Origin of the sequence: Nocardia sp. NPDC047038, assembly GCF_040644075.1 — a bacterium.
Lineage (GTDB): Bacteria > Actinomycetota > Actinomycetes > Mycobacteriales > Mycobacteriaceae > Nocardia > Nocardia sichangensis.
On the sequence record NZ_JBEYVQ010000019.1, the window covers coordinates 83,341 to 108,421 of the forward strand.

22 protein-coding genes are annotated in these 25,081 nt (G+C 68.2%); 13 read left to right on the forward strand and 9 right to left on the reverse strand.

Annotated features, from left to right (window positions below; translation table 11 throughout):
* Positions 1–96 precede the first annotated feature (96 nt).
* Together ABZ824_RS34640 and ABZ824_RS34645 are read left to right on the forward strand one after the other, a co-directional pair.
* Complete coding sequence (locus tag ABZ824_RS34640) at positions 97–1,059, forward strand: MBL fold metallo-hydrolase (RefSeq protein ID WP_356968491.1); 963 nt, start codon at positions 97–99, stop codon at positions 1,057–1,059.
* A gap of 345 nt (positions 1,060–1,404) precedes the next feature.
* On the forward strand, positions 1,405–2,031 hold the full coding sequence (locus tag ABZ824_RS34645; protein WP_356968493.1) for a flavodoxin family protein: 627 nt from the start codon (positions 1,405–1,407) through the stop codon (positions 2,029–2,031).
* A gap of 3 nt (positions 2,032–2,034) precedes the next feature.
* On the opposite strand, the gene otsB is transcribed toward ABZ824_RS34645, so the two are convergent.
* Entirely contained in the window at positions 2,035–6,015 is a 3,981-nt protein-coding gene (gene otsB / locus ABZ824_RS34650; protein ID WP_356968495.1) for a trehalose-phosphatase, read from the reverse strand.
* Positions 6,016–6,156: 141 nt separating this feature from the next.
* Between otsB and ABZ824_RS34655 the strand changes: the two genes are divergently transcribed.
* The 8 genes from ABZ824_RS34655 (at position 6,157) to ABZ824_RS34690 (ending at position 14,161) form a co-directional block, all read left to right on the forward strand.
* Positions 6,157–7,152 carry an NAD(P)H nitroreductase gene (locus ABZ824_RS34655; protein WP_356968497.1) on the forward strand — a complete coding sequence of 332 codons (996 nt, stop codon included), beginning with the start codon at positions 6,157–6,159 and terminating at the stop codon, positions 7,150–7,152.
* 144 nt (positions 7,153–7,296) lie between these two features.
* Positions 7,297–7,506 carry a hypothetical protein gene (locus ABZ824_RS34660; RefSeq protein WP_356968499.1) on the forward strand — a complete coding sequence of 70 codons (210 nt, stop codon included), beginning with the start codon at positions 7,297–7,299 and terminating at the stop codon, positions 7,504–7,506.
* A gap of 121 nt (positions 7,507–7,627) precedes the next feature.
* Positions 7,628–8,635 (forward strand): hypothetical protein, encoded by a 1,008-nt coding sequence (locus tag ABZ824_RS34665; RefSeq protein WP_356968501.1) that lies wholly within the window; start codon positions 7,628–7,630, stop codon positions 8,633–8,635.
* 62 nt (positions 8,636–8,697) lie between these two features.
* Positions 8,698–9,582 (forward strand): DUF302 domain-containing protein, encoded by an 885-nt coding sequence (locus tag ABZ824_RS34670; RefSeq protein WP_356968502.1) that lies wholly within the window; start codon positions 8,698–8,700, stop codon positions 9,580–9,582.
* A gap of 150 nt (positions 9,583–9,732) precedes the next feature.
* Positions 9,733–10,389: a DUF2267 domain-containing protein gene (locus ABZ824_RS34675; protein WP_356968504.1), complete on the forward strand. Its 657-nt coding sequence runs from the start codon at positions 9,733–9,735 to the stop codon at positions 10,387–10,389.
* 182 nt (positions 10,390–10,571) lie between these two features.
* The gene (locus ABZ824_RS34680; protein WP_355079413.1) at positions 10,572–11,228 is read left to right on the forward strand and encodes a response regulator transcription factor; all 657 of its coding nucleotides are present in this window, start codon (positions 10,572–10,574) and stop codon (positions 11,226–11,228) included.
* A 69-nt stretch (positions 11,229–11,297) separates the two neighbouring features.
* A complete protein-coding gene (locus ABZ824_RS34685) occupies positions 11,298–13,061 on the forward strand; it encodes a GAF domain-containing sensor histidine kinase (RefSeq protein WP_356968507.1) in 1,764 nt (587 codons plus the stop codon).
* Positions 13,062–13,111: 50 nt separating this feature from the next.
* Entirely contained in the window at positions 13,112–14,161 is a 1,050-nt protein-coding gene (locus tag ABZ824_RS34690; RefSeq protein ID WP_356968509.1) for a methyltransferase, read from the forward strand.
* A 205-nt stretch (positions 14,162–14,366) separates the two neighbouring features.
* Here ABZ824_RS34690 and ABZ824_RS34695 read toward each other — a convergent pair whose 3' ends face one another.
* From ABZ824_RS34695 to ABZ824_RS34730, 8 genes are all read right to left on the reverse strand, one after another.
* On the reverse strand, positions 14,367–15,704 hold the full coding sequence (locus ABZ824_RS34695) for a hypothetical protein (protein WP_356968511.1): 1,338 nt from the start codon (positions 15,702–15,704) through the stop codon (positions 14,367–14,369).
* The gene (locus ABZ824_RS34700; protein WP_356968512.1) at positions 15,701–16,087 is read right to left on the reverse strand and encodes a hypothetical protein; all 387 of its coding nucleotides are present in this window, start codon (positions 16,085–16,087) and stop codon (positions 15,701–15,703) included. Before ABZ824_RS34700 ends, ABZ824_RS34695 begins: the two co-directional genes overlap by 4 nt.
* Positions 16,087–16,275, reverse strand: a complete 189-nt coding sequence (locus tag ABZ824_RS34705) for a hypothetical protein (protein WP_356968514.1) — start codon at positions 16,273–16,275, stop codon at positions 16,087–16,089. Before ABZ824_RS34705 ends, ABZ824_RS34700 begins: the two co-directional genes overlap by 1 nt.
* Entirely contained in the window at positions 16,272–18,134 is a 1,863-nt protein-coding gene (locus ABZ824_RS34710; RefSeq protein ID WP_356968526.1) for a hypothetical protein, read from the reverse strand. Before ABZ824_RS34710 ends, ABZ824_RS34705 begins: the two co-directional genes overlap by 4 nt.
* Before the next feature lie 88 nt (positions 18,135–18,222).
* Positions 18,223–19,098, reverse strand: coding sequence for a lysophospholipid acyltransferase family protein (locus ABZ824_RS34715; protein WP_356968516.1), 876 nt, complete (start codon positions 19,096–19,098; stop codon positions 18,223–18,225).
* A 16-nt stretch (positions 19,099–19,114) separates the two neighbouring features.
* A complete protein-coding gene (locus tag ABZ824_RS34720; protein WP_356968518.1) occupies positions 19,115–19,765 on the reverse strand; it encodes a hypothetical protein in 651 nt (216 codons plus the stop codon).
* Positions 19,762–20,325 (reverse strand): hypothetical protein, encoded by a 564-nt coding sequence (locus ABZ824_RS34725; RefSeq protein ID WP_355079429.1) that lies wholly within the window; start codon positions 20,323–20,325, stop codon positions 19,762–19,764. Before ABZ824_RS34725 ends, ABZ824_RS34720 begins: the two co-directional genes overlap by 4 nt.
* 352 nt (positions 20,326–20,677) lie before the next feature.
* Positions 20,678–20,944, reverse strand: a complete 267-nt coding sequence (locus ABZ824_RS34730) for a hypothetical protein (RefSeq protein WP_355079431.1) — start codon at positions 20,942–20,944, stop codon at positions 20,678–20,680.
* 474 nt (positions 20,945–21,418) lie between these two features.
* Between ABZ824_RS34730 and ABZ824_RS34735 the strand changes: the two genes are divergently transcribed.
* The 3 genes from ABZ824_RS34735 to ABZ824_RS34745 all read left to right on the forward strand — a co-directional run.
* Positions 21,419–22,165, forward strand: a complete 747-nt coding sequence (locus tag ABZ824_RS34735) for a GntR family transcriptional regulator (protein ID WP_356968520.1) — start codon at positions 21,419–21,421, stop codon at positions 22,163–22,165.
* A 3-nt stretch (positions 22,166–22,168) separates the two neighbouring features.
* Positions 22,169–22,903, forward strand: a complete 735-nt coding sequence (locus ABZ824_RS34740; RefSeq protein ID WP_356968522.1) for a cache domain-containing protein — start codon at positions 22,169–22,171, stop codon at positions 22,901–22,903.
* A 598-nt stretch (positions 22,904–23,501) separates the two neighbouring features.
* Positions 23,502–25,081: amino acid adenylation domain-containing protein (locus ABZ824_RS34745; RefSeq protein ID WP_356968524.1), on the forward strand; the 1,580-nt coding region annotated here is incomplete at its 3' end.

The window sequence follows — 25,081 nt, forward strand, 5'->3', positions numbered from 1 at the left end:
ACCGGTCGACTGCCGGAACCTGAGTTAACATCGTGGTTTGCCTGAGAAAGCTGTTCGTCGGCCGTGCCGCTGCCGGTCGGGCTGGAAGGGGCCGGTGTGGATCTGCCATCAGCGGGGCCGTTGACGGCGCGGACCGGTACCGCCGGGACGTGGTGGTCGTGTTGCGCCGCCGGGATGTCGATGCCGTGGCGCACGCTGCAGCCGCGACGTCGCGACACGGAGCTGCTCGACACGCTCACCGACGCGGGATTGCCCCCGGCGCGAGCCAAGGTCCGGCTGACTGCGCTCATCCACGGTGTGCGGCCCGCGCCGGCCTACGGGGTGATCGAAGGAGCGTTGCGGCCGCCCGCGGTAGCGATCGCTATGACCAGTTTTCTGGTCGAACACCCACAGGCTCGTTTCGTGGTCGATCCGGCGATGTGCGCCGACGTACACGCCCGGGTGCTGCCGCAGCTGCGCCGCCCGTATCGCGATCTCGTCGCTCCACGTAAAACGCTTGTCGGCCTAGCTGATTCGCTCGCGATGTCCGCTGTCCCCGTGGACGCACTCGACTTCGCGATCGCGACGCACATCCACTGGGACCACGTGGCCGGACTGCTCGACCTGCCGGCATCCCTCGCGTTGCGGGTGACCACGGCCGAATTGGAATGGGCGACGAACCCCGAGACGGCCCCCATGGGCGTCGCGGAGTCGCTCGGCTCACGACCGACGCCGTCCTTCGACCTCGACGGGCCTCCCGTACTCACCTTTTCCCGCAGCCACGACCTCTTCGGCGACGGCTCGGTGCTGGCGGTGGACCTCTCCGGGCACACCCCTGGCAGCATCGGGCTCGTTCTCGCGGTAGCGGACGGGGGCACCGTGCTGTTGGCGGGCGACGCCGTCTGGCGGCGGGAGCAGATCCGGCTGCTGCGCGAGAAACCCCCGCTGCCAGGGCTTCTCGTCGACCACGACCGATCCGCCGCGTTCGCAGCGATCCACCGCCTGCACCGCCTGCCCGCGGACGTCGAGGTCATTCCCACCCACGACCACACCGCGGCGAAAAGATGGGCGCATCGATAACCGCGCGGCCGTCCGCTGCCCCGGCGGGCTCGATCGGCGCCGCGCCGGTCACCGTGCGGTGTACCTCGGTCATCTCCTGACGCGATCGATGAGGGCGGCCGGCAGCGAGCTCATGATTGAGGCTCATATCCCGGACCAGGAAACTCCACCAGTATTCCTTCGCCCAATCGAGCAGCCAGCTCACGCCGGTTTCTGATCCGTGATCTCCGAACCCGCCCGATCACACGCCGAGGACGGGGCCAAGGTCCCTCGGCAAGTGTCGGTTCGACTCTGTGCACGGTCTTTCCCGCCGCATAGCGTCCGTGGTACCCGCGTTCGGCAAGGCGCGGTGCGGAGGAGCCAGCCATGCGCGCACGAGTCGTCTACGAATCGATGTTCGGCAACACCGCGGCGGTCGCGGAAGCCATCGCGGAAGGGCTGCGCGAGCACGCCGACGTCGAAGTCGTGCCGGTGGCCGCGGCCGCCGAAGTGCCCGCTCCGAAGGTGCATCTGCTCGTGGTCGGCGGACCGACCCGCACCTTCCGGCTCAGCCGTCGGCGTACCCGCCGCGACGCCGCCAAGCGAACCGATGTGCTGATCGCCGACATCGGTGTCCGGGAGTGGCTCGAAGCGGCACTGCCCGTTCCGCGGGGGCACACTGCCATCGCGTTCGCCACCAAGCCAGCCGGTCAGTCGTGGCTACCCGGATCGACCGCACGCGGCATCGGAAAACGACTACGGCGTTTGGGCTATTCCCTCGCCGACGACCCGATGGATTTCCTCCTCGAAGACTCGACCGGCCCGCCCGGGCCAGGAGAGCTGGAACGCGCCCGTGCCTGGGCCGCGCGCATCGCCCACACCGAACTGGACCGGATCTCGCACCCGGATTGCCGGCACCGGAACGACGCACGAGATCAACGACTCGACCAATGGGCACCCCCGGCTGACGACCGCGGGCGAGCGGTGCCGCCGCACCGGCGGAAGAGCCGGTGATCATCACTCGCTCACCGAGTTCATCGGCAGCCGGACCGTCGCTCCCGCCTCGAGCCGCGCGGTCTGGTCCCGGCAGGTGACCTCGATCGGCGGCGACGCGCCGGGATCCGAGCCGATCTCGACGCCATCGCCGCTGACGCGCACGGTCAGCCGATGGCCGCGATAGATCATCGGAAACGACAAGGCGCCCAAGGACTCCGGCCAATAGGGGCAGAACACCAGCCGGTCGCGGCGCAGTTCCATACCGGTGAAACACCGTTGCAGCAGATCGACGCTGCCCGCCATCGCGGCGAGATGAATCCCCTCCGCGGTGGTTCCGCCCTGGATATCGGCGACGTCGGAGCCGAGCACCAGATCGAAGAACTCCACGACGCGCTCCCGGTTGGCCCGCGCCAGCACCCACGAATGCACCAGCGCGCTGAGCGTCGAGCCGTGCGACGTGCGCGACAGGTAGTAGTCGATGGTCCGCGGAATCATCTCGCCGGGCAGTTCGTATCCGAGATGTCCCAGCAGTTCCCGGAGTTCGTCGGCCGACAGTAGATAGAACAGCATCAGGACATCGGCTTGTTTGGCGGCCCGATAGCGGTTGACATCGTCGCCCTCGGCCTCGAGTAGCCGGTCCAGCCGCTGGATGTTGCCGTATCGACGACGGTAGTGATCCCAATCGAGTTCGGCCAGTCGCTCGTATCCCTCGAACTGGCTGATGACTCCGTCGTGGAACGGGACGTACATTCGCCGAGCGACCACGGACCAGTGCTCCGATTCCGACGGTCGCACCGACAGCTTCTCCAGCAGCTCCGATCGTTCGCGCGGTGCCAGCAGAGCGAGCGCGTCGATCGCCCGCAGGATCACCCAGGCCGCCATCACATTGGTGTAGGCGTTGTTGTCGATACCGGCCTCCGGCGCGTCCGGATAGCCGGAATGGAACTCGTCCGGGCCGATCACGCCACGGATGGTGTAGCGGTCGCGCTCGGCGTCGTAGCGCGCCAGGCTCGACCAGAAACGAGCGATCTCCACCAGCAACTCCGCGCCGCATTCGACGAGGAACTCCAGGTCGCCGGTGGCCTGGTAGTACTGCCAGACGTTGTAGGCGATCGCGATCCCGATGTGGTGCGCACGGCGGCTGGGATCCGGATTCCAGCGTCTCGACAGCGGATTCAGATGCATCCGCTGGCTTTCTTCACGGCCGTCACTGCCGGACTGCCACGGGAACATCGCCCCGGCGAGTCCCGCTTCCGCGGCCGCTCGCCTGGCCTCGGGCAGACGGCGATAGCGGTACCGCAGCAGAGAACGGGTCAGCTCGGGAAACCGCGGATTCAGCACGGGAAAGACGAACAGCTCGTCCCAGAACACATGACCGCGATAGGCCTCACCGTGCAGGCCGCGCGCGGGCACGCCCACATCCATGCTCGTGGTGTTCGGTGACAAGGTCTGCATCAGGTGCAACAGGTGCAGGCGCACGACGCGCGTCGCGTCCTGGGCACTGTCCAGGTCGATCCGCAGCCGCGCCCACAGATGCTCCCACGCCACCGCGTGTCCCTCGAACAGATCCGCGTAGCTGTCGACGGCGTCGATCCAGCGCGCGGCTTCCTCGTCGGGTCCCGCCGTGGCCGGGTCACGTCCGGTGAACACGGCGACGATCTTCTCCACGGTCACCGCGTCCCCGCTGGTGACCGGAACCGTGAAATCGTGCCCGATCAGGCCGTCCTCGTGGATCGCTTCGCATGCCGGGTCGATGGGCTCCCCGCCGCGTCGCAGACCGCTGCGCGTCGCGACGGCCACCGGCGTTCTCGAGGCGCCGGTCCGCGCCGAGAGCAGCACCGATCTCGCGGACAGGTGTGCGGCGTGTTCGGTCACCAGATGGGTGTCGGACAGGTCCCGATACCGCTGCACCAACTGATTGCGCACGGATCCATCGATCGCCGAGCGGATGGTCAGTTCGCCCGACCAGTTCTCGGCGGTGATCGTCGTCGCCATCGCGCCCGAATGCGGACGATGCATGGCGGCGAACCGGCGTTGCGTCACCGCGGTGATCCGACCCGACGGATCGCGAAAACGGAACCGCCGCACGAGTTCGGCGCGGCGCAGATCCAGCTGCTGCCGGTAATCCAGCAAATCCGCGGTATCGATGTCGAACCAGGGGCCGCGTTCGATCCGGAAGGTCAGGGGGAGCCAGTTCGGCAGATTGACCAGACTTTCGTTGTCGACCACGTGGCCGGTTATCGTGTCGGAGAGCCGGTTGTACACCCCGCCCACATAAGTACCCGGGTAGTGGACCGCTCCCGCCCCGCCTTCCGGCGCCGCACCGCGGGTGGCGAAATAACCGTTGCCGACCGTGCACAGTGACTCCCGAAGCTTTTCTCGGGCCGGGTCGTATCCATCGAAGTCGAGTGTCCACGACTCCGGCGCGGCCGCGACGGTATCGGGTCGCAGGCTGCGGGCCAGCCGATCGAGGAAGTCGCGGACCCGATGCGGCCCGTCGATCGCGTACCGGGCGGCGGTGTGCCTGTCGCCGGTCTCCCCGTGGCGCACCACGATGGCGAGCCCATCCGCTTCGACGGCATCGAACGCGTCCTCGTCGGTCAGATCGTCGCCGAGATAGACCGGCAGCACCGGGACGGTGAGATGGTCGAGAATCCACCGCACCGCGGCGCCCTTGTCCCAGTCCACATCCGGGCGCAGCTCGGCGACACGCCTGCCGTGGGTGACGCGCAAACCCGCCGTGTGCCCTGCCTCGTGCACCGCGGCGACCACTCCCCCGACGTGGTCCGCCGTGACGTTGCGGTAGTGAACGGCGACCGCGAACCGCTTGTGCTCCACCAGGATTCCGGGAACATCCCGCAGGCGACGCCGAAGTTCACCGGCCGCCGCGGCGAGCGCATCCTCGGCGCCGGGTGCGGCGTCGTGCACGTGCCCGGCGCCGTCCGGGGCCACCAGATCGAAGCCGTGACTGCCCGCGTACCAGATTCCGCCGACGCCGACGCGGGCACGCAAATCGGCGAGATCGCGTCCGCTGACGACCGCGACGGGGCATTCCGCTGCCAGCTTCCGCAATGCGGCCGCCACGCCCGCGACCGGTTCGGCGGCATTCGGATCGGGGACGATATCCGCGACGGTGCCGTCGAAGTCGAGCAGCACCGCGACTTTCTCGGTGCTCAGACGGTCGGCTATCCGCCGCCAGCCCTCCTCGACGTCCGGCAGCTCCGACATCCGCCGGAAGCCCCCGCGCAACCGCACCCGAGCGAGGTCATCGACGACGACGTCGGCTCCCCGCGCCAGCAGCCCATCCGCGTTCGCCCGCCGATCGACACCGATGACCAGCGCGAAGCCCCCACTGCGACCGGCGGCGACGCCCGCCTCGGCATCCTCGACCACAACCGTCCGGTCCGGTCCGGCCCCGAGTCGGCGCGCGGCCTCGAGCAACATCGCCGGATCGGGCTTCCCCGCCAGGCCCAATTCCTCGGCATCGTTCCCGTCCACCCGCACCGTGAACAGGTCCGCGACACCGGCGGCCGTGAGCACCTGCGCGCAATGCCGGCTGGCGGAGAAGACGCCCGTGCCGATGCCCGCGGCCGTCAAACGACGAACGAGGTCGACGGTCGACGGGAACACCCGGACACCGTCACGTGCGACGCGCTCGCGGAACAGGTGATCCTTGCGGTTTCCGAGCCCACATACGGTTTCGGCCGTCTCCGGATCGGCGGCGGTGCCCCAGGGCAACGCGATACCTCGCGCCGCGAGGAAGTCCGCGACGCCTCGATAGCGTGGCTTGCCGTCGACGAAGCGGAGGTAGTCGGTTTCGGTGAACGGCGACCGGTCCTGTCCGGCGCCGGCGGGACGCCGGGTGAGGAAGTCGTCGAACAATTCCGTCCACGCCGCGGCGTGCATCGACGCGCTGTCGGTCACCACCCCGTCCATGTCGAAGATCACCGCGTCGTGGCGGCGCGAATCGATCCGCGGCGTCGCCCGCACACCGTTGCCCACGACTTCCAGCCTGACCGAGCCGCCGGTGTCCCGTCCAGGGACGAAAGTCCGCAACAACCGCCTGACGTGGGGGCCACCAGCGACGAGATCCGGGACCAACGACTGTTTTCCCATCGGCGTGGGAGACCTACCGTCGGCCATATGAACGAGCTACCCACCGGAGAAACCATCGAGAAGGCCGTCCTCCTCGCCGGCCGGGCGCCGTCGCTGCACAACAGCCAGCCCTGGCACTGGACGTTCGACGGCCAAGCGCTGCGGCTGTTCGCGGTACCCGAACGCCGCCTCCCGGCGACCGACACCGCCGGTCGTCAGATGCTGATCAGCTGCGGTGTCGCGCTGGGCCATCTCCGCGCGGCCATGTCCGCTGCCGGTTGGCGCACCCTCGTCGCCCATTTCCCCAACCCGAATCGTCGCAATCATCTCGCCACCATCACGTTTCATCGGGCGCATTTCGTGACCGACGCCGACCGCGCCCGCGCCGACGCCATCCTGCGCAGGCACACCGACCGGCTGCCGTTCGCGGCGCCGCCCGGATGGCCCGATTTCGAAACCGTGCTGCGCAGCACGTTCGATCCCGCCGACGCCACGCTGAACGTCCTGCACGACGACAGCCGCCCCACGTTGGCCCGCGCCTCGGAGATGACCGCGTCGCTGCGCCGCTACGACCCGGATTACCACGCCGAATTGCAATGGTGGACGGGGCACGTCGTCGCCGACGCCGGTGTCCCCAAGGAGTCGCTGATCTCCGAGCAGGAACGGCAGCGGGTGAGCGTGGGCCGCAAGTTCCCCACCGTCTCCGGTGACCGGCGCGGTGAGGTCGCCGACGACCATTCGGTGATCCTGGTCCTCTCCACCGACAGCGACACCCCCGACGACGTGGTGCACTGCGGTGAGGTGCTGTCCACGGTGCTGCTGGAGTGCACCCTCGCGGGGTACGCGACCTGTCCGCTGACCCACCTGACCGAAGTCCCGCAGAGCCGCGCGCTGGTCCGCACGCTGACCGGCGGTTTCGGCTTGCCGCAGGTGCTGGTCCGGGTCGGCTCGGCACCCGAATCCGCGCAGGACGCTCCACTGACGCCGCGCCGTCCACTCTCGGAGATCCTCGAGATGTCCGGTCCACAGGGCGAGGTGGACTGAGGCCACATCGATATCGGGACGTTAGCCCCCGCTCTACGGGCAGCAGTACCCTCCCCTCGCACCCGCCCCCCGAGCAGGCTGTGTGCTATGTCACCCCGTCGTATACCTCCACGTCCATCCGACGGAACTCCGGACCCGGACTCGGTGCCACTGGCGGTTCCCGCGGTGGTGCTCGCTTCGATCATGCTGATCGGGATGCTCGTGGCGCTCGTCCTGTTGCTGCCCGATTGGGCGCGCGACTACGGCGCGGACCTGGTGTATCTGGCGGTGTTGATCTACGCCGGTCTCGCGCTGCGGCTGTTGTGGTGGGGCGTGACGACCCTCCGTGCCGGGGTGGCCGACATCGAGAAGTAGAACGCCGCGCGGAAGGTCACGGCGGCCTCGCACCGGCCCGGCGGGCGACGGTGACCAAGGACCCTGCGTCGCGGGCGGAACGCCCGTATCCGCTCCGGACGATCCCGCGAAGACTCGAACCATGACCGCGAACGACGAAGCACCCGCCATTTCGGTACCCGAGCATCGGGTGATGCTGGCTGCGTTGCGGCTGGCCACCCGGGCGCCGTCGGTGCACAACACCCAGCCGTGGCGGTGGGTGTTCGACGGAACCCGACTGCACCTCTACACCGACGCCGACCGGCTGCTGCCCTCGACCGACCCGCACGGCCGCCAGCTGGTGATCAGCTGCGGAGCCGTCCTGCATCACGCGCGAACCGCCTTCGCCGACCAAGGCTGGCACACCGACACGCTGCGCGTGCCGGATCGGCAGCGACCCGACCATCTCGCCGTGATCGAATTCCGGCCGTGGACCGACCCGCCGGAGGGGATCCACACCCGAGCACGCGTCATCGACCGGCGCCGCACCGACCGGCTGCCGATGCTCGAACCGCAGGGCTTCGCAGGCCTGCTGCCCCGGCTGCGGATGCTCACCTCCCCGCACGAGGTGGAACTCGACGTCTTGGACGACAGCGCCCGGCCTCGGCTCGCCGCCGCTTCGGAACAGATCGGTGCGCTGCGCCGCCAGGACTTGCTGTATCAGACCGAATTGGAATGGTGGGCCGGGCATTCGGAGACGCTCGAAGGCGTGCCGGCCTCCGCGCTGGTGTCCGACGCGGAATTCGCCCGGGTCGGAGTCGGGCGCGCGTTCCCCCCGGCGCCGCGTTCGGTGCGACGGGCCCGGCTCGACGATCGCGCACGGCTGGTTCTGCTCGGCACCGACGGGGATTCGGTCACACGCTGGCTGCGCACCGGCGAGTCGCTGTCGGCCGTGCTGCTGGAATGCACCGCCGCGGGTCTGGCGACCTGCGCGCTCACCCATGTCACCGAACTGCCGACGACCAGGGGACTGCTCGCCGGCCTGGTTCCCCGTCCGGCGACACCTCAGGTGCTGCTCCGTGTCGGCACCGCGCCCGACGACGCCGACATGGTCCCGCCGACTCCCCGGCGCCCGGTCACCGACGTCTTCACCGTCACCGGCTCCCGCTGAGCCCACCGACACCCGAAGGGCGGCGGCCCGCGCCCACGGCACGACGAATCGAGGAGGACGCGGTGGAATACCGGATCGCCCTGGTCGAGTCCGCACCGGAAACGGTGCTGCGGATGGCACGCAGGCTTCGTCCCGACCCAGGTTTGCTCGGCGAGGACATCGCGGAGGGAATGCGGGAAGTGACCCGCGTCGTGCAGCAGGCCGGTTTGGTCGCCAGCGGCGCGCCGACGATCACCTTCCGCGACGACACACTCCAAGGCGAAGCGGCCGCGGTGGAATTCGGCGTCGCGGTGGAGCCCGCACCCAACCTCGGGCCCAGCTCCGGCGCGCAAGTGGTCGTCCTGCCGGGAACTCTCGTCGCTCGCACCTGCCACCGCGGCAGCTACCGCGACCTCGCCGCCGCGTATCAGGCGCTCCAGGAATGGCTGCGCGACAGCGGCTACCGGCCGATCGGTCCCCCCACCGAGGCCTACCTCATCGGCCCGGACGAGGTCACCGACGCCCGGCGTCTGCTCACCGAGATCCGGTTGCCGGTTGCCCCCGCCGCCACCGTCGCGGTGCACCTCGACGCACCCTTCGAGGAGGCGGTGCGCAGGACCAGGGATGCCTTGCGCGGTGCGGAACTGGCGGTGATCGCCGAAGTCGACCTACAGGCCACGCTGCGCGAGACGATCGGCGAACAGATCGAGAACTATCTGCTGCTGGGCGTCTGCGACCCCCAGCTGACCTACCGGGCGCTGTCGGCCGACCGCCACGCCGGGGCGATGTTCTCGTGCGGTCTCGTGGTGCGCTCGACCGACACCGGCACACAGGTCGAGGTCGCCGATCCGGAACTGCTGGTCTGCGTCACCGCGCAGCCGGGGCTGCGGTCCGTCGCGGGCGAGCTACGGCGGCGGCTCGCCGCCGCATTGGCGATCCTCCGCGACTCGTCGCCCGCGCGGACGTGATCACGTCGCGTCCACGGCGATCCGGCATTCGGGGTGACCATGGTCCCGTCAGTGCGGGTAGGAGTCCTCTCACCGGCCCCGGCTCGGACGAGCAGTCTCGTGGATATCGCACCTCGACGACCACGATTTCATCCGTGAAAGGCACACGTCATGAGCTACCACCGCGACCCCCTCGCACCCGCGGTGCACACCGCGCACGAGTGGCTGCGCACTCTGACCGACGAACTCGCCACCGAAGACCGGGCATTCGCGCACCGCGCACTGCGCGCCTGGCTGCACACGGTGCGTGACCGCATCGGTGTCAACGCGGCCGCGCACCTGAGCGCCCAGCTGCCCGAACTGCTGCGCGGAATCTTCTACGAGGGCTGGGTGCCCGCACACGTTCCCTTCCCGCACGACGTGCCCTCCTTCCTCGATCAGTTCGCATTGGAAGCAGGCGTCTCCCGAGACGAGGCCTACGCTCTCGCGGGTGCGGTGACCGACGCGCTGGCCGATCTGTTCTCGCCCGGCCAGCTCGATCACGTGTTCGCGCTGTTGCCCGAAGATCTGCGGGCCGTCCTGCGCGGAGCCGACCTCGCGGGCACCTTGCAGCAGGACGCCACTCCGGTCACGCGACCGGAATCGTCTCGTCTCGACGAGTTGGACGGCCGGCTACGTGCACTCACCGACGCGGTGGCGGTGCTCGCCCGCAGCCTGGAAGGTCTTTCCGGCGGCGAACCGCCCGACAGCGCGCAGGTCTCCGCCGCGCAGCAAGCCCACCGGATCCTGATCGCCGAAGGCCTCGCCCGCTCGGAGGCGCCGACCTGATCGCTGCCGGGCAGCTCCACGACCGGTCCTACCGAATACTTCCCAGCGCGGTGCGTCGCACCGCGAATGACATGCCTGCGCGGCGAGTCCCGTCGCCACGCAGGAAGGGACTTTGGCCCGTACCGAGCGGCCTGCCCGATGCGTAGTGTCGACCCCACCCCCGCTCCCGGATTGGACACTCGATGATCACGGTGTTTCTGGTCGACGACCATGAGATCGTCCGCCGCGGCCTCGCCGACCTGCTTTCCGACGACCCGGAACTCACCGTGATCGGCGAAGCAGGCGACGTCGCCCAGGCCCTCGCCCGCATTCCCGCACTCCGGCCGGACGTCGCCGTTCTCGACGTGCGCCTGCCCGATGGCAACGGGATCGAACTCTGCCGTGACCTGCTGTCCAAGCTCGACGATCTGCGCTGCTTGATCCTGACCTCGTTCACCGACGAACAGGCGATGCTGGACGCGATCCTGGCCGGAGCCAGCGGCTACGTCGTCAAGGACATCAAGGGCATGGAGCTGGCCAAAGCCATCAAGGAAGTCGGCGCGGGCCGCTCCCTGCTCGACAACCGCGCCGCCGCCGCCTTGATGCAACGACTACGCGCCAATACCCACCACGACGGCCCCCTGGCCGGACTCACCGATCAGGAACGCAAACTGCTCGACCTCCTCGGTGAAGGACTGACCAACCGCCAGATCGCTCAGCGCATGTTCCTCGCCGAGAAGACGGTGAAGAACTACGTATCCCGCCTGCTCGCCAAACTCGGCCTGGAACGGCGTACCCAGGCCGCGGTCTACGCCTCCAAACTCCGGTCCCGGCCGTCCGGCTCCACCATCGACTCCTGACCGGTGGCGTGTCCATATCCACTCGGCGGTGGCGTTCATTTCCGGAACCGGGTGAAATATTCTTGAGCCATGGCGAGAAGCCGCGCTGACGGCGTTTCAGGGGCGCATGCGACTGATTACGCGTCGGCCGACCCCTACTCCGTGCGGGATACGCTTTCCCAACTGCGGCTGCGCGAACTGCTCGGCGAGGTCAAGGATCGCATCGAGCAGATCATCGATGCCCGTGACCGCATGGACGGCTTGGTCGAGGCAATGCTCACCGTCACCTCCGGCCTCGACCTCAATCGCACCTTGCGCACCATCGTGCACACCGCTATCTCGCTGGTCGATGCCCGCTACGGCGCGCTCGGCGTCCGCGGCCACGACCAGCAACTCACCCAATTCATCTACGAGGGCATCGACGAACCGACCCGCGAGTCGATCGGCGACCTCCCCCAAGGCCACGGCGTGCTCGGACTACTGTTCAGCCAGCCCAAACCGATCCGGCTCGACAACCTGGCCGACCACCCCTCCTCGGTAGGATTCCCCGCCCATCACCCGCCGATGCGCACCTTCCTCGGCGTGCCCGTCCGCATCCGCGACGAAGTATTCGGCAACCTCTATCTCACGGAGAAAGCAGGCGGCCAACCCTTCACCGAAGACGACGAAGTCATCGTGCGAGCCCTGGCCGCCGCGGCCGGAATCGCCATCGACAACGCCCACCTCTACGAATCCGCCCGCACCCGCCAAGCCTGGATCGAAGCCACCCGCGACATCACCACCGAATTCCTCGCAGGCACCGCCCCCGGCCAGGTCCTCACCCACCTCGTCGAAGCCACGCACCGGCTCACCGGCTCCGAACGGACCTATCTCGCGGTCGTCCCGGACTCCGAGGGGCCACCCGAAGAGATCACCGAACTTCTGATCACACATACCGCCGGCGCCACGCACGACCAGCGGCTGATCAAGCTGCCGTTGGGAGACACCACCATCGGTCAGGCCTTCCGACAGCGTTCTCCCCAGCGGGTGGACGACGCTCGCCGCGCGGATCTCGGCAAGATCTTCCCCGACGCCGGGCCCGCACTCGTGCTGCCCATGCAGACCTCCGATTCCACGGTGGGCGTGCTGGTCGCGCTGCGGGCGGTGGAATCGGCGCCCTACAACAACGAGATCCTCGAACTGACCTCCGCCTTCACCGACCAGGCCGCGCTGGCGATGCAACTGGCCGACGCGCAACGGCGCATGCGGGAACTGGACATCCTCTCCGACCGCGACCGCATCGCCCGCGACCTGCACGACCACGTCATCCAGCGGCTGTTCGCCGTCGGGCTGAGCCTGCAGGGCACCGTCCCCCGCACCCGCGTGCCCGAAGTGCGCGAGCGGATCACCGAGGCGATCAACGACCTGCAAGACGTCGTCCAAGAAATCCGCACCTCGATCTTCGACCTGCACGGCGGCGACAGCGCGCGGGTGCGCCAACGCATCGAGGAAGCCATCCGCCAGCAGACCGCGGGCGGCGGCATCCGCACCTCCGTGCGCATCAGCGGGCCACTCTCGGTCATCGATCCCGAACTGGCCGATCACGCCGAAGCCGTTGTGCGCGAAGCGGTCAGCAACGCCGTACGGCACTCCGGAGCCGACACCGTCTCGGTCGAGATCACCGTGGCCGACGACCTGATCATCGTCGTCGAGGACGACGGCTGCGGGGTGCCCACCGACGTCGCCCCGAGCGGTCTGACGAATCTGGCCCGGCGCGCCGAGGAAGCGGCCGGGACCTTCACGATCACGGCCGGTACCGAACCGGACGGGCGTACCGCGGGCACGCGGTTGTGCTGGCAGGTGCCGCTGCGCTGACCGCCGGAGCCATGTGATCGGCGACCCGGAGCCGACGAGCGAGGAGGGTTATGGCCGAGGAGCCGATCGAATGGGGCGGGGCGCTGTGGGCCGCCGCCGACCTGGTGACGCCGATGGCCATCCGCGTGGCCGCGACGCTGCGGCTGGCCGACCACGTCGCCGCGGGCAGGCGGACGAGCGAGGCGCTGGCCGCCGCTGTGGACGCGGACCGGGACGCGCTGGGGCGTCTGCTGGACCACCTGGTGACCGCCGGTGTGCTGTCTCGTGGAAGTACCGGCGGCTATGGGCTGACGTCGTTGGGTGAGCGCCTGCGGGACGATCATCCGGAAGGGGTGCGGCGCTGGATCGATCTGGAGGGCGCCGTCGGGCGCGCCGATCTGTGCTTCGTCCAGCTGTTGCACACCGTTCGCACCGGTGAGCCCGCCTTTCCACGTCAGTTCGGCCGGACGTTCTGGGAAGATCTGTCCGCCGATCCCGCGCTGGGAGCGTCGTTCGACGCTCTGATGGGCTCCCGGTTGGCGGCGGATGCCCCGGCGGTGGCCGACGCCTACTCATGGGGCGCGCTCGGTCACCTCGTCGATGTGGGTGGAGGGGACGCCAGCTTGCTCGTCGCCCTTCTTCGCGCCCATGGCGACCTGCGCGGGACGGTGCTCGACTTGGCAGGCCCGGTCGCTCGTGCACAGCAGGCCATTCGCTCGGCAGGCCTCGACCACCGGGCCGACGCGCGGGTCGGCAGCTTTTTCGATCCCCTTCCCGCCGGAGCGGGCGGCTATCTGCTCTCGGGTGTCCTGCACGACTGGGACGACGAGGCCGCCGTTCGCATCTTGCGACGCTGCGCCGACGCGGTTCCGGAGCACGGGAAGGTGCTCGTGCTCGACCACATCGGCGATGCCGACGGTGGCGCACCCGATACCGAAGGCGACCTGCGGATGCTGTGCTACGTCCGCGGCCGGGAACGCCCCCTCGGCAGGCTGCGTGAGATCGCCGAGTCGGCCGGTCTACGGGTCGGCTCGGTCATTCCGGCCGGTTCCCGCTCGATCATCGAGTTACACCTCGCCGATCCGCGTTCACCCAGCTGCCCGGCGGTGGCGCCGAGGTAGGCGGTCCCCAGGATTCGCGAATTCGGGCATCTTCCGGGTGAGCGCGTCCGTCGCGCCGATGAGTGTGCGCGCGGGGATACGAGCCAACTCGTCGACGGTGGCCCGCGCGCCCACTTCCGCGGCGATCGTCGCGGACACCGCGGCGGCGAGCCTTCCACAAAGACGTTGCGCGAAATGCTTGTCGCGGTGGGAGATTCGGAGTGCCTCAGGACTCGAAGAGCAAGTAGAGACCGGTGAAGGTGAAACCGACCATGGTCAGCATCAAAGCCAGTTGACCCGTCACCCGATGGGCCCGCGGCAGCAGTCGCAGGCAGCGGTCGTGCGCGGCGGCGACGCCGAGAATATGGCCGATCACCACGGCCAGCACCTTGATCGTCCCCAGCACCGCGGGATGTGTGGACAAGAGGTAGGCGACGTCGCGGTCGGCCAGTCCGGCCAGGTTCCATCCTCGTCCGAACGGATCCGCGAACAAGAGCACCGTCGCCTGGCCCTTCTCGACCAAGAAGGTGAGGTAGTGGGCGACAAGATAACCCGCGACGATCGGGGACAGACTGTACGCGAGGCGAGCCGACAGCAGTTTCCGCTCGGCTTCGGGCAGGCCTCCGGTCGCCCTCGCGGCGGTACAGAACAGGCCGCCGACGACCACGATGAAACCCAGCAGCCCCACCGTCTTCAGCACGGTCGGCAGGAACTCGTATCCGCCGCCACCGGCGTCGGCCAGCAGACCACGCCAGGAAGGGAAGGTGCTGAAGCTGTCGAACGCCGTCGAGCCGAGCAGCGTGGCGGCCACGGCCACCGCGGCCACCCGGACCGGAGTTCCCGCCAGATTGTTCAACGGCGATCGCAGCACGAGTTCACCGGTATCGCGACGCCCCAACGGGCTCAGCCTGCCCAGCAGACTGCTGTACACCTCCAGCGGATCGGCACGCTCGGCCCAGACGGTGCCGCACATGATCAGTCCGGCCGTGTTCACGACGAGATACGCCACGAGCCAGGTGGTCACGGCGGCCACCGAACCCGGTTCCGGGTAGGCCAGTTCCATCCACACGAAGGAGAACAGGCCCAGCACCGCGGGCCACTGCCCCCAAGAACCGGGATAACGCATCAATCCCTGGGCGGGTGGACGGCGCCGCATCAGGCACAGGGCGCGGTGCACGGCGCGCACCGGCGACAAGACCTTCCACACGGGTCCTGCGACCAGTGAGGCGACCATGACACCGACCCAGAGGTAGATGTAGACGACACCGGGCACGGGATTGCGCGCCGGATCCGAACTTCCGAAGACACCGATCGCGACGACCACGAGAGTGACGGCCACGCTCGCTCCCGAAATCACGACCCGGACCGCCCTGGAGTCCAGGATCGCACCGACCACCGAGGGAAGCGCGATTCCCGGTGATCGCGGGTCCAGCCGCGGTTCGCGCCAGGCGAGCACCAGCACCGCGAACGAGAACGTCAAGGCCCAGGCCGCTCCGACAAGCGCGTACGACAGTGGGATCGGCAGATCCGTGGCGCCGCCGATGCCGTGCGCGAGAACCGTCATCCGCGAACGAGCAATGTCGCCACCGTTCGCCGCGCGTGATGCAGTTCGATCTCCACCCGGCCCGGCACATCCACGGTGAAGCGGAACCGCTGTCCAGCTCCCGAGGTGATCGCGAACGTGTGCTGCGGCGTGCCGTGTACGTGCAGTTCGTCGTCGGCGTCGCTGTCGACCACCACCTCGATCGGTCGTCCCACCCGGGTCTCGAGGCGGACATCGGCCGGGCTCACCGACCCCGCCGCGATCCGGACCGCGACGACGAGACTCTCCGAGTCTCCAGCCGTCCCGCTCGCCGACGAGGCGGTGTCGGGATCGGAGGAGGCACAGCCGCTCACTACCAGACCGCTCAGCAGCACGAGCGCGCCCCACCGCCACACCGATGCCATCACCGCTCCTTCTCCGCGCCGTGCTCGGACGGCGAACCAGATGTGCGATCACGCGCCTCGGCGCGGCGGTCTCGCACGGCGACGAACACGACGACGGCGACCACGGCCAGGGCGGGCAGGAAGGCCGGTATCGCGAGCAGCAGCGAGTGATGGGCCAACACGTCCACGCCGTCGGCGCCCCCGGTCATCGCGAGACCGCCGGTTCGGCCACGGCCGTCCGGCTCGTGTGCGGATACCGGTCGTTGATCCGCGCCGCGCCCCAGGACAGCGCGCCGACGAGGACGAGGCTGCACACCAGGACGACCAGCGATGCCGCGCCGAACAACCAGGACGGGTAATCGAACGAGCGCTCCCGCTGCAGCACCGTGATCTCGGCGATGAACGGGCGGTTGAACGACGCGAGCGCGGGAACCTCGTCGACGCCGATGCCGGGGTCGGCGGCCATGAAGATCGGCGCGGCGGTCAGGACGCGCCCGTCCTGCAGCCGCAGAACTGTTTTCCACGACCCATGAGCCGGGACGGGTTCGGTGGAGACGTAGTGCCCTGGACCCACTCGTCGCAGGTGGTCGACGACCAGGCCGCGGCCGGGACTGTCACTGCCGATGCCACCTTGCCAGGACAGGATCTGCATCCATTCGGGGTCGGAGCCGACCAGATCGGCGGGCGTGACGCGGACGTCCGCCAGCACCATCCTGCCGCCTGAACCTGATTCGACGTCACGCAGCGCGACCGTGGCTGTCGCCTGCTCCGGCACGTCGATGAGCAGCCCATTGGCGGTGGCAGCCGCCACGATCACGACCGCGGCGACCATCAATCCGCGCCGCACCGGCGGGCGTGGCAGCGGTTCGCCGCGCAGCGTCATCGCCAGCAGTGCGCCGACGACACCACCCGCGATACCGGTGGGCACGGCCATCGCCAGCAGTTCCGGCCACATGGCGGCAGGCCACGGATTGACGTACACCGCCCGAACCCAGAGGGATTCGAGCCACAGGCCGACTGTCGCGATCCCGAGTCCGCACAGCGCGCCCCACCAGATCGGCCGCCGGATGAGCGGTAGCAGCGCGAGCAGTTCCACCACGACCGCGCAGCCGAGATACAGCGGGAAGACATTGCGCGGGGCATCCATGATCGGTCCGCCCACCAGCACGGCCACCACGGTGCGGACCAAGGCCGCGAAGCCGACTACCACCAGTGTGCTGAACGGCCCCAGGCTCGCACGGGCGGCGACGAGGGACACCGCGGCCGCGGCGGCGATGAGCATCGGCTGCAGAACGAGCCGGAATTGCTGCACCCCGAAGTCGAATTCCACCTGGAATACCGACAGTCCGATGAGCAAGCCACCGAAGGCGAAGGACCGCAGCAGCCACATCAGCCTGCCGTCGGCGCGGTCGGGCTCCGGTTTGCTGTGCCTGCCTTCGAACTCGAGCAGCAACACACCGATCAGTGACAACCCGGCGCCGCCGATGAGCATCAGATGCGTCGGCCCCCAGAGCGTGACATCTTGCCCGAAGATCCGATGCCAGATGTCGTCGAGGGGAAAGCCGATCAAGGCGTAGAGACCGGCGCCCGCGATGAGGATGCCGCCGACGGGCGCGTACCAGGTGCGGGTGATCCGCACCGCTGCGGCACCGGGCTTCTCGTCCAGGGGCAGCACGATCGCCGACATCCCGGCGGTGAACAGGAAGAACAATCCCGCCAGGATGAAATAGTGCGCCGGATTCGCCAGTGGCCCGTTGTCCCGGCCGTTGCCGACGTGCAGGCTGACATCCCAGATGAAGCCCAGCAACGCGGTGAGGATCGTCGCGAGGAACATCGCCAGCGGAAGGGCGACCCATCCGGGGCGGTTGAGCAGCCGCCCGAGACGGTCGGCGACGCGTTGTAACCAGGTGATCCGGCGGGTTCGGTGGAGATACCCGATCCACAGCAGAACGACCGCGACCAGTCCGGCGGCGCCGGTCATGATCGCCACCTGGTCCAGCGCCGCTCCCCCGCCCTCGGTGCCGGGAGCGGCGAACCATTCGATCCGTGCATGCGCGGCGTCGCGCATGGTGACCTCCATCACACGAGCGAGTATATGTTACTAACGGTATCATGAAAGTGGCGGACAGCGGCCGTAATCGCGCCGCCGTTTCGGGTCAGCCGACGATCGGCAGGTCGCGCTCTTCGTCCAGCCTGGTCAGCGCCCCTTGCATGATTCCGGTGACGTGCCGGTAGGCCTCGTCCAGATCCAGTTCGGGCCCCAGCACGTCGCGAAGATCGATCGGGTCGAGGAACTCGACGGTGATCTTGCTGGGCAACGGCAGATGCCCAGCGAGATCACCGAGGTCGAGTCCCCACGGCAGCGCGATCGAGATCGGGAACACCTTCAGCCGCAGCATCCGATCCAGCCGCAGCACGCGCGCGATCCGATCACCGCGGGTGAGCACCAACTGAGTCTGCTGCGCACCGATGTTCACCACCGGCACGATCGGAACCCGCTCGTTCCAGGCGAGGCGGAGAAATCCGGTGCGACCCGCGAAGTCGATCCGGTCCTCCTCCCACGTCGGACGGTGCACCTCCCAGTCACCGCCGGGGTAGACCAGCACCGCCGCGCCGTCGCGCAGCACTCGCTCGGCATTACCCGGGTCGGCGTTGACCGTTCCGAAGCGGCGCAGCAACGAGCCGATCACCGGGTAGGCCATCACCATGTCGTGGGCGAGCTGGAAGAAGGGCCGCTGCGGTCCGAAACGCCGGACGAAGGCGAGCGTGGTCACCAAGACTTCCGGCGATACGTTCCCGCCGGAATGGTTGCCCACCAGTAAGACCGGCCCCTCTTCCGGAACCCGCTCCAAGCCGCGCACCTCCGCCCGGAAGTAGAGGCGCACGAGAAGCCAGCCCAGATCGACGGTGTCGGCGATGAACTCCGGGTCGCGATCGGCGGGGTCGGCGGTGGGCACTCGCGCCTTCACCTGCCGGGCGACCCAGTCCGTCGCCCGGTCGACCGTCCCGCCGGCCAATCGGAAGACCTTCATGACCAACGGCTTCCGGCTAGCCGCCGATCGAGAGCAACTGGTCGAAGAACGCCCGGTACCCGCGCAGCGCCTGCCGCAGCCCCTCGGTGTCGGACGTGTCGCCGAGCCGCTCGTCCAGTTCGCGTTTGCGCTGGTCGTAGGTGGTGGTCAGCTGGTGGATGGTATCGCCGAGCAGCTCGTCCGCGCGAGCGACCGCGTCTTTGGGGTTGTCGACGAAGGTAACCTGCACTTCCCGCCACTGGGTGCGCAGGCGATCGAGATCGGCATCGGGCAACAACGGCGCAGGCCCGCCCGCCGCGGTTTCGGCCGTCGGCGCACCGTGGGCGGCGGTTTGCCCAGTCGTGCCGGTGTCGCTCCACTCGCTGTCGATCACATCCCTTCGCGAGGCATCCGCGCGGGCCGGCTCCGATCCGGGCGCTGCGGGCGTGTTCGATTCGGTCGCCGTACCGGTGGTCTGCGCGGGCTCGGCCTCGCCGATCCCGCGGGACGCCTCGGTCTGCCCGGGATCGCGCCGCGCCGCTGACGTTTCGCCTTCCGGTCCGGCTTGCCGACTACGGTCCGCCTGCTCGGTTCCTCCGTACTGCGACTCGACCCGCCGCTCACCTGCTGTCGGCGAATTCTCCTCCGCCCCATCGTGATAGGGGCGACGCTCGGATTCGGTGCTCATGCTTTCACGTCCTTCTTGCCTTCGCCGCCAACGCCGATCAGATCTTCGAACACTTCCCGGTAGTGCACGATGGCCGTGCGCCGGTCCTCCGTGGATACCGCCGTGCCCGCGGGGCGGGTCGCGATGTCGTGCGCGGCGCGATAGTGGCCCAGCGGCTCGGCATGCTCCACGGAAAGATCAGCCACCTGCTGCTCGTAGTTCTCCGTGGGGTAGCCGCGCTCGGACATGATCGTGGTGACGAGGCGGTCGGCTTCGGTCAACGCCCCGGCGGGGTCGTCGATGAATCGCTCCTGCACCTCTACCCAGCGGGTGGAATAGACCCGCTTCTCGTCGTCCGACAGGTCGCGTAGCCGCAGTTGCGCGTGCCTGCGCTCGCGCTCTGCGAGTTCCCGCTCCGCGGTCTTGCGATCCTCGTGCTCCTGTACCGTCCGGTCGTATTCCGGGCCGAATCTGCGGCGTAGTCGCTGTCTGCGCAGCATCGGCCACACCAGGAGCGCGACAACGGCCGCGACGACGACAATGGCGATGACGACGATGATTACCCATACTCCAGCCGACATCTGAACCTCCTTGTCGAGCTTGTCCGCTGGGGTAATGCCTCCTGACCGTGGTCCCAAACATATGTTCGCCACGAGGCTTCGACGTGGTGAAGTCAGCGAACCAGAACTCGTTCGCGGCGGCGACCTGTTCCTCGCCGAGCTCGACGCCGAGACCGGGGCGCCACAGCAAGGTGCGCAGCTTCAGGAAGAAGTGTTCGGGCCCGGCGGCGCGTGGACGGGGCCATCACGCGGGACCGAGACCCGGTCCGCGCGTATACGAAGCCGCGCGGCCGCCGCTGAGGGCGAAATGAGCGGCTTTCAGCGACAGCGATGGTGAGCAGGTCCAGGCGGTGCATTCACCGAGGTAACCGGCTCACGCCCAAGCCCGTTGCCTGGTCACCACGGGCAGTGGTGGGATGAGTTTGTCCCAGAATTCGCGGCGCACCGCGTCCCAGAGCCGCGTCAGCTCCGGAAGAAGTTCTCGTGCCTGCGCGAGGTCAGGGTAGTTGCCGGGGCCGAACGCGACCAACGGAGAAGCATCCGATGCCTTGTCCACGGCGACGATCGCGATCAGGTGGTGGTGAACGAAACGCCACGTCACGCATACACCGTCGACTTCGGTATGGCGTATGTCACTCATCGTCGAAACCCCGGCGTCGTCCGCTCGGCTCGCACTTGCGCCGACCCGCGCCCCCGGCCGTATTCCCCTCCGCGCCGCCTGCCGGGCCGTCGACTCGGCACGGTCGCGGCGAAGCGACCGTAGTGCATGCTATGGCTGTTCTGGTTCGTTTCGAACATGGGGAAATCCTGTTTCGATCGTGACGCCGCCGCGTCCCGGTGCCCAGAAAGGCAGTTCCACACGTCTGAACATAAGACATTAGATTTCATAGTTCAACGCGTGGCAGGTAATGATTGCGTTAAGTTCACTGCCAGGCCGGTATGCGACCGAGACCTTCGGGGACGAAGCCGGAGCCCACAGCGTCAGGCGCGACCGCGATCGGCGGCGGACCGGGGGCAGGATCACTCGGTCGCACCGTGTACCTCTAACTCTAGAGTTCATAGTTCAAGTGTTCGTTGGCTAGGATCGAGTTACATCCCCCACCGAGGAGTCGCGTTGTCCAAGCAGGAGAGCGCCGGATTGACCGCTCTCGGCGCCGTGCTGGCCCCCCTCGAGGGCGGCGGCCCGAAGACCGAGGCCGTGGTGCAGCGACTCTGTGCCGCCATCAGCCTCGGCCTGATGGTGGACGGCCAGCAGTTGCCGAGCGAGACCGATCTCGCCGGTCAGCTCGGGGTGTCGACGATGACCCTGCGCGAGGCACTGGCCGTGCTCCGCCAGCAGGGAATCGTGCAGACCAAGCGCGGACGCGGCGGCGGCAGCTTCATCCGCGGTGCGGCGGAGATCCTCGAGAGCAGCTCACTGGTGCGCTTGCAGGAGATGAGCATCCAAGAATTGCGCGATCTGGGGGACGAACACTTCGCCGTCACCGGAGCCGCCGCCGTGTTCGCCGCACGCCGCGGGTTGCGAGCCGATATCGCGCGGCTGCGATCCCTGGCCGACCGGCTGAAGGACAGCAGCGAGCCCATATCGGCCCGCCGAGCCGACAGCCGCTTCCATATCGAAATGGCGGTGTGCGCGCAATCCACCCGTTTGACTCGCGCCCAGGTCGCGCTACAAGCCGAACTCTCCGCCCTGCTCTGGTTACCCCGACTGAAACTCGACCCCGCCGCCGAAGCCGCCGTGCATCGCGATTTGGTGGACGCGATCGAAAGAGAAGACGACGCCCGGGCGAGAGAACTGGCAGAATCACAAATCGAATCACGCATCCGCCGCCTCGTCGCCCTACGTTTGGAGCTCAGTTGATCGATGAGGGATACCGATAGTTCTTCCACCCCGGTGACCGTCGAATCGCTCGTCCACGCCGTCACAGAACTGGCCGAGGAGGTCTACGGATCGCTGGGCGTCATCGGGGCCGAATTGGCGGCACTGTGGGCGAGATCGACCGAGAAGCTGCAGCGCCCGCCCCGATCGACCGACCTCGCACCGCTGCGCGACACCATTGTCGGCGAGCTCGAGCGGCGTGGAAAACTGCTCGAAAGCGCGGGCGTAGTGATGGCCGACGGCGTTCTCGCGGATCGCCCCCGATTCCTGGAGTGGTGGTTCCTCGACACCGACCGCGGACCGCAACGTCTTGTGCTGGAATTGAATCCGCACAATGAGTACTTCTACGACTACACGGCCATGGAATGGTTCACGATTCCGCGCGACCAGGGTCGGCGCTGGGCGTACGGGCCGACCGTCGATTACGCGTGTACCGATCAGTACATCTGCACCTTCGCAATTCCGGTGACGAACGATTCGGGAGCCTTCGTCGGAATCGCCGGTGCCGATGTTCCGGTCGCTTCGATCGAGGCAGTCCTGCTTCCGCGACTCCGGGCATTCGGTCAGCGGGTGGTGCTGGTCAACAGCGAGGGGCGCGTCATCATGGGCACCGATCCCGAATTCACCACCGGATCCAAGATCAGCCGCATGGCCCGATCCGCCGCGGCGATGCCCATCGAGGCCACGTCGTGGTCGTTGCAGCCGCTGGACTCACACTGATGCGACGCGACAGCGCTGCTGGGCGCCCGCCACGAGCCGGATGGCACGCGGTGCGCCCCGATGAATGGGGTCGTGCGGCACGGAGGGGTTCGCCGAATACTCGTCCCCATGAAGGCGATCACCGCGGGCCTCCTTGCGCCGGCCACACTCCTCGCACGACTGTCGACCGCGCACGCCACGCCATTCGAGCAGGAGGCGACCATCGCGGTACGGCAACCGTTGTAGACGCAACCCGAACTATCGCCGTGATCGCCTGTCGGGCCTGCCATCTGGGAATTTCGGGCGGAACCTTCGCGGCGGAGCCGCATTAGCCACGGAAGAAGTCGACCGGAATCATCGTCTGGGTCGGTGCCGCATTGGCACACTTGATCAGTGAAAGGTGTGAAACACAGCATAATTCGCCGGCGCCGCCGTATGCCGTGCCGTAAGCGGGTTACCGGCTGTGTACTGTCCCGACGGGGCCGAACAGTCCGGGCCTTCTCGCGAGAGAGCTCCCGGGCTGTCTGCGACACCAGTGCGAGCAAGTAGCGAGGTTGTGGGTTGGATCGTTGGTGTGCGGCCGCGAGCGCCGGCACCACCTGAAGGAGAAAGCACGGAAATGAAGATGGACCGCCGTTCTGCGCGTGGAAACCGCCGTCGCCGTTCCGGCGGTCTGCTCTTCGGGCAACTGCTCACAGCCGCGGTCGAGTCCGCCGCCGACACGGTGGCGATCCGGTTCAGTCCGACAGGCGATCCCGCCGATACCACCCAACTTACCTACCGAGAGCTCGACGAATCCTCGTCGCGGCTGGCGCGGGAGTTGATCGACCGGGGATTGGGCCCCGGCGACGTGGTGGCGATCGGCATTCGGCGCTCGATCGAGTCGGTGCTGTCGGTGTGGGCCATCGCCAAGACGGGCGCCGCGTATGTGCCGATCGATCCCACCTACCCGCCGGAGCGGATCGCCTACATGGTGTCCGATTCCGGAGCGGCGCTGGGCCTGACCACTTCCGCGTACCGCGAAGCGCTGGGCACGTCGGTCCCGTGGATCGAACTCGACGACCCGCAAGACCGGGAACGGATCGAACGGCGGCCCGCGCACCCGGTCTCGTACGCCGATCGGGTGCGACAGCTGACCGAACAGCATCCCGCCTACGTCATCTTCACCTCGGGTTCGACCGGTCGGCCCAAGGGAGTCGTGGTCACCCACTCCGGATTGGGCGCGATGGTGGCGTCCGAACGGGAGCGCTACGACGTCACCGAGGGCTCGCGGGTGATGCACATCTGCTCGCCGAACTTCGACGTGTCGGTACTGGAATTGCTGCTCGCCTTCGCCACCGGGTCCACCCTGGTGATCGCGCCGCCGACCGTATTCGGTGGATTCGAACTCGCCGATGTGCTGAGGCGCGAACGCGTCACGCACATGCTGATCACGCCGGGCGCGCTGGAATCGGTCGATCCTGAGGGGCTCGCGGACCTGCGCGTCGTGATGGTCATCGGCGATCGGTTCGGTCCGCACCTGGTCAGCCGGTGGAGCGGGAACGGTCGCGCGATCATCAACGGCTACGGCCCCACCGAAGCCACGGTCATCGCGACCAGCAGTGCGCCGCTGGTTCCCGGCGAGACCATCACCATCGGCGGCGCGATACCGGGCTTCGGTCTGTTCGTGCTCGATTCCCGCTTGCGCCCGGCCCCGGCCGGAGTGATCGGCGAGTTGTATCTGTCCGGCCCCGCGCTGGCGGAGGGCTACCTCAACCGGCGCGGTCTCACCGCGGCGCGCTTCGTGGCCAACCCGTTCGGCGGCGAGGCGGGCAATCCGGGATCGCGCATGTACCGCACCGGCGACTTGGCCCGCCGACTCGGCGGGGGCGGCATCGAGGTACTGGGACGTTCCGATTTCCAAGTGAAGGTCCGTGGTTTCCGCGTCGAACTCGGCGAGATCGATGACGCGCTGAGCCGCCATCCGGATGTCGAGTTCGCGGTGACGTTGGGCAAGCGGCAGCAGAACGGCACGACCATGTTGGTGTCCTACGTGCTTCCCGAGGCGGACGCGGTTGGCATCGGGGGCGAGTTCGACACCACGGCGCTGCTGGACTTCATCTCCGAGTCGTTGCCGGGGTACATGATTCCGGCGTCGATTGTGGTGTTGGACGAGATTCCGTTGACGCCGGTGGGGAAGTTGGATCGGGCGGCGTTGCC

Excerpts from the sequence above, each read along its gene's own strand:
- ABZ824_RS34645 (WP_356968493.1), top strand. The coding sequence starts at position 1,405 with ATGCGCGCACGAGTCGTCTACGAATCGATGTTCGGCAACACCGCGGCG.
- ABZ824_RS34655 (WP_356968497.1), top strand. The coding sequence starts at position 6,157 with ATGAACGAGCTACCCACCGGAGAAACCATCGAGAAGGCCGTCCTCCTC.
- ABZ824_RS34665 (WP_356968501.1), top strand. The coding sequence starts at position 7,628 with ATGACCGCGAACGACGAAGCACCCGCCATTTCGGTACCCGAGCATCGG.
- ABZ824_RS34675 (WP_356968504.1), top strand. The coding sequence starts at position 9,733 with ATGAGCTACCACCGCGACCCCCTCGCACCCGCGGTGCACACCGCGCAC.
- ABZ824_RS34680 (WP_355079413.1), top strand. The coding sequence starts at position 10,572 with ATGATCACGGTGTTTCTGGTCGACGACCATGAGATCGTCCGCCGCGGC.
- ABZ824_RS34685 (WP_356968507.1), top strand. The coding sequence starts at position 11,298 with ATGGCGAGAAGCCGCGCTGACGGCGTTTCAGGGGCGCATGCGACTGAT.
- ABZ824_RS34690 (WP_356968509.1), top strand. The coding sequence starts at position 13,112 with ATGGCCGAGGAGCCGATCGAATGGGGCGGGGCGCTGTGGGCCGCCGCC.
- ABZ824_RS34695 (WP_356968511.1), bottom strand. The coding sequence starts at position 15,704 with ATGACGGTTCTCGCGCACGGCATCGGCGGCGCCACGGATCTGCCGATC.
- ABZ824_RS34700 (WP_356968512.1), bottom strand. The coding sequence starts at position 16,087 with ATGGCATCGGTGTGGCGGTGGGGCGCGCTCGTGCTGCTGAGCGGTCTG.
- ABZ824_RS34705 (WP_356968514.1), bottom strand. The coding sequence starts at position 16,275 with ATGACCGGGGGCGCCGACGGCGTGGACGTGTTGGCCCATCACTCGCTG.
- ABZ824_RS34710 (WP_356968526.1), bottom strand. The coding sequence starts at position 18,134 with ATGCGCGACGCCGCGCATGCACGGATCGAATGGTTCGCCGCTCCCGGC.
- ABZ824_RS34715 (WP_356968516.1), bottom strand. The coding sequence starts at position 19,098 with ATGAAGGTCTTCCGATTGGCCGGCGGGACGGTCGACCGGGCGACGGAC.
- ABZ824_RS34720 (WP_356968518.1), bottom strand. The coding sequence starts at position 19,765 with ATGAGCACCGAATCCGAGCGTCGCCCCTATCACGATGGGGCGGAGGAG.
- ABZ824_RS34725 (WP_355079429.1), bottom strand. The coding sequence starts at position 20,325 with ATGTCGGCTGGAGTATGGGTAATCATCGTCGTCATCGCCATTGTCGTC.
- ABZ824_RS34730 (WP_355079431.1), bottom strand. The coding sequence starts at position 20,944 with ATGAGTGACATACGCCATACCGAAGTCGACGGTGTATGCGTGACGTGG.
- ABZ824_RS34740 (WP_356968522.1), top strand. The coding sequence starts at position 22,169 with ATGAGGGATACCGATAGTTCTTCCACCCCGGTGACCGTCGAATCGCTC.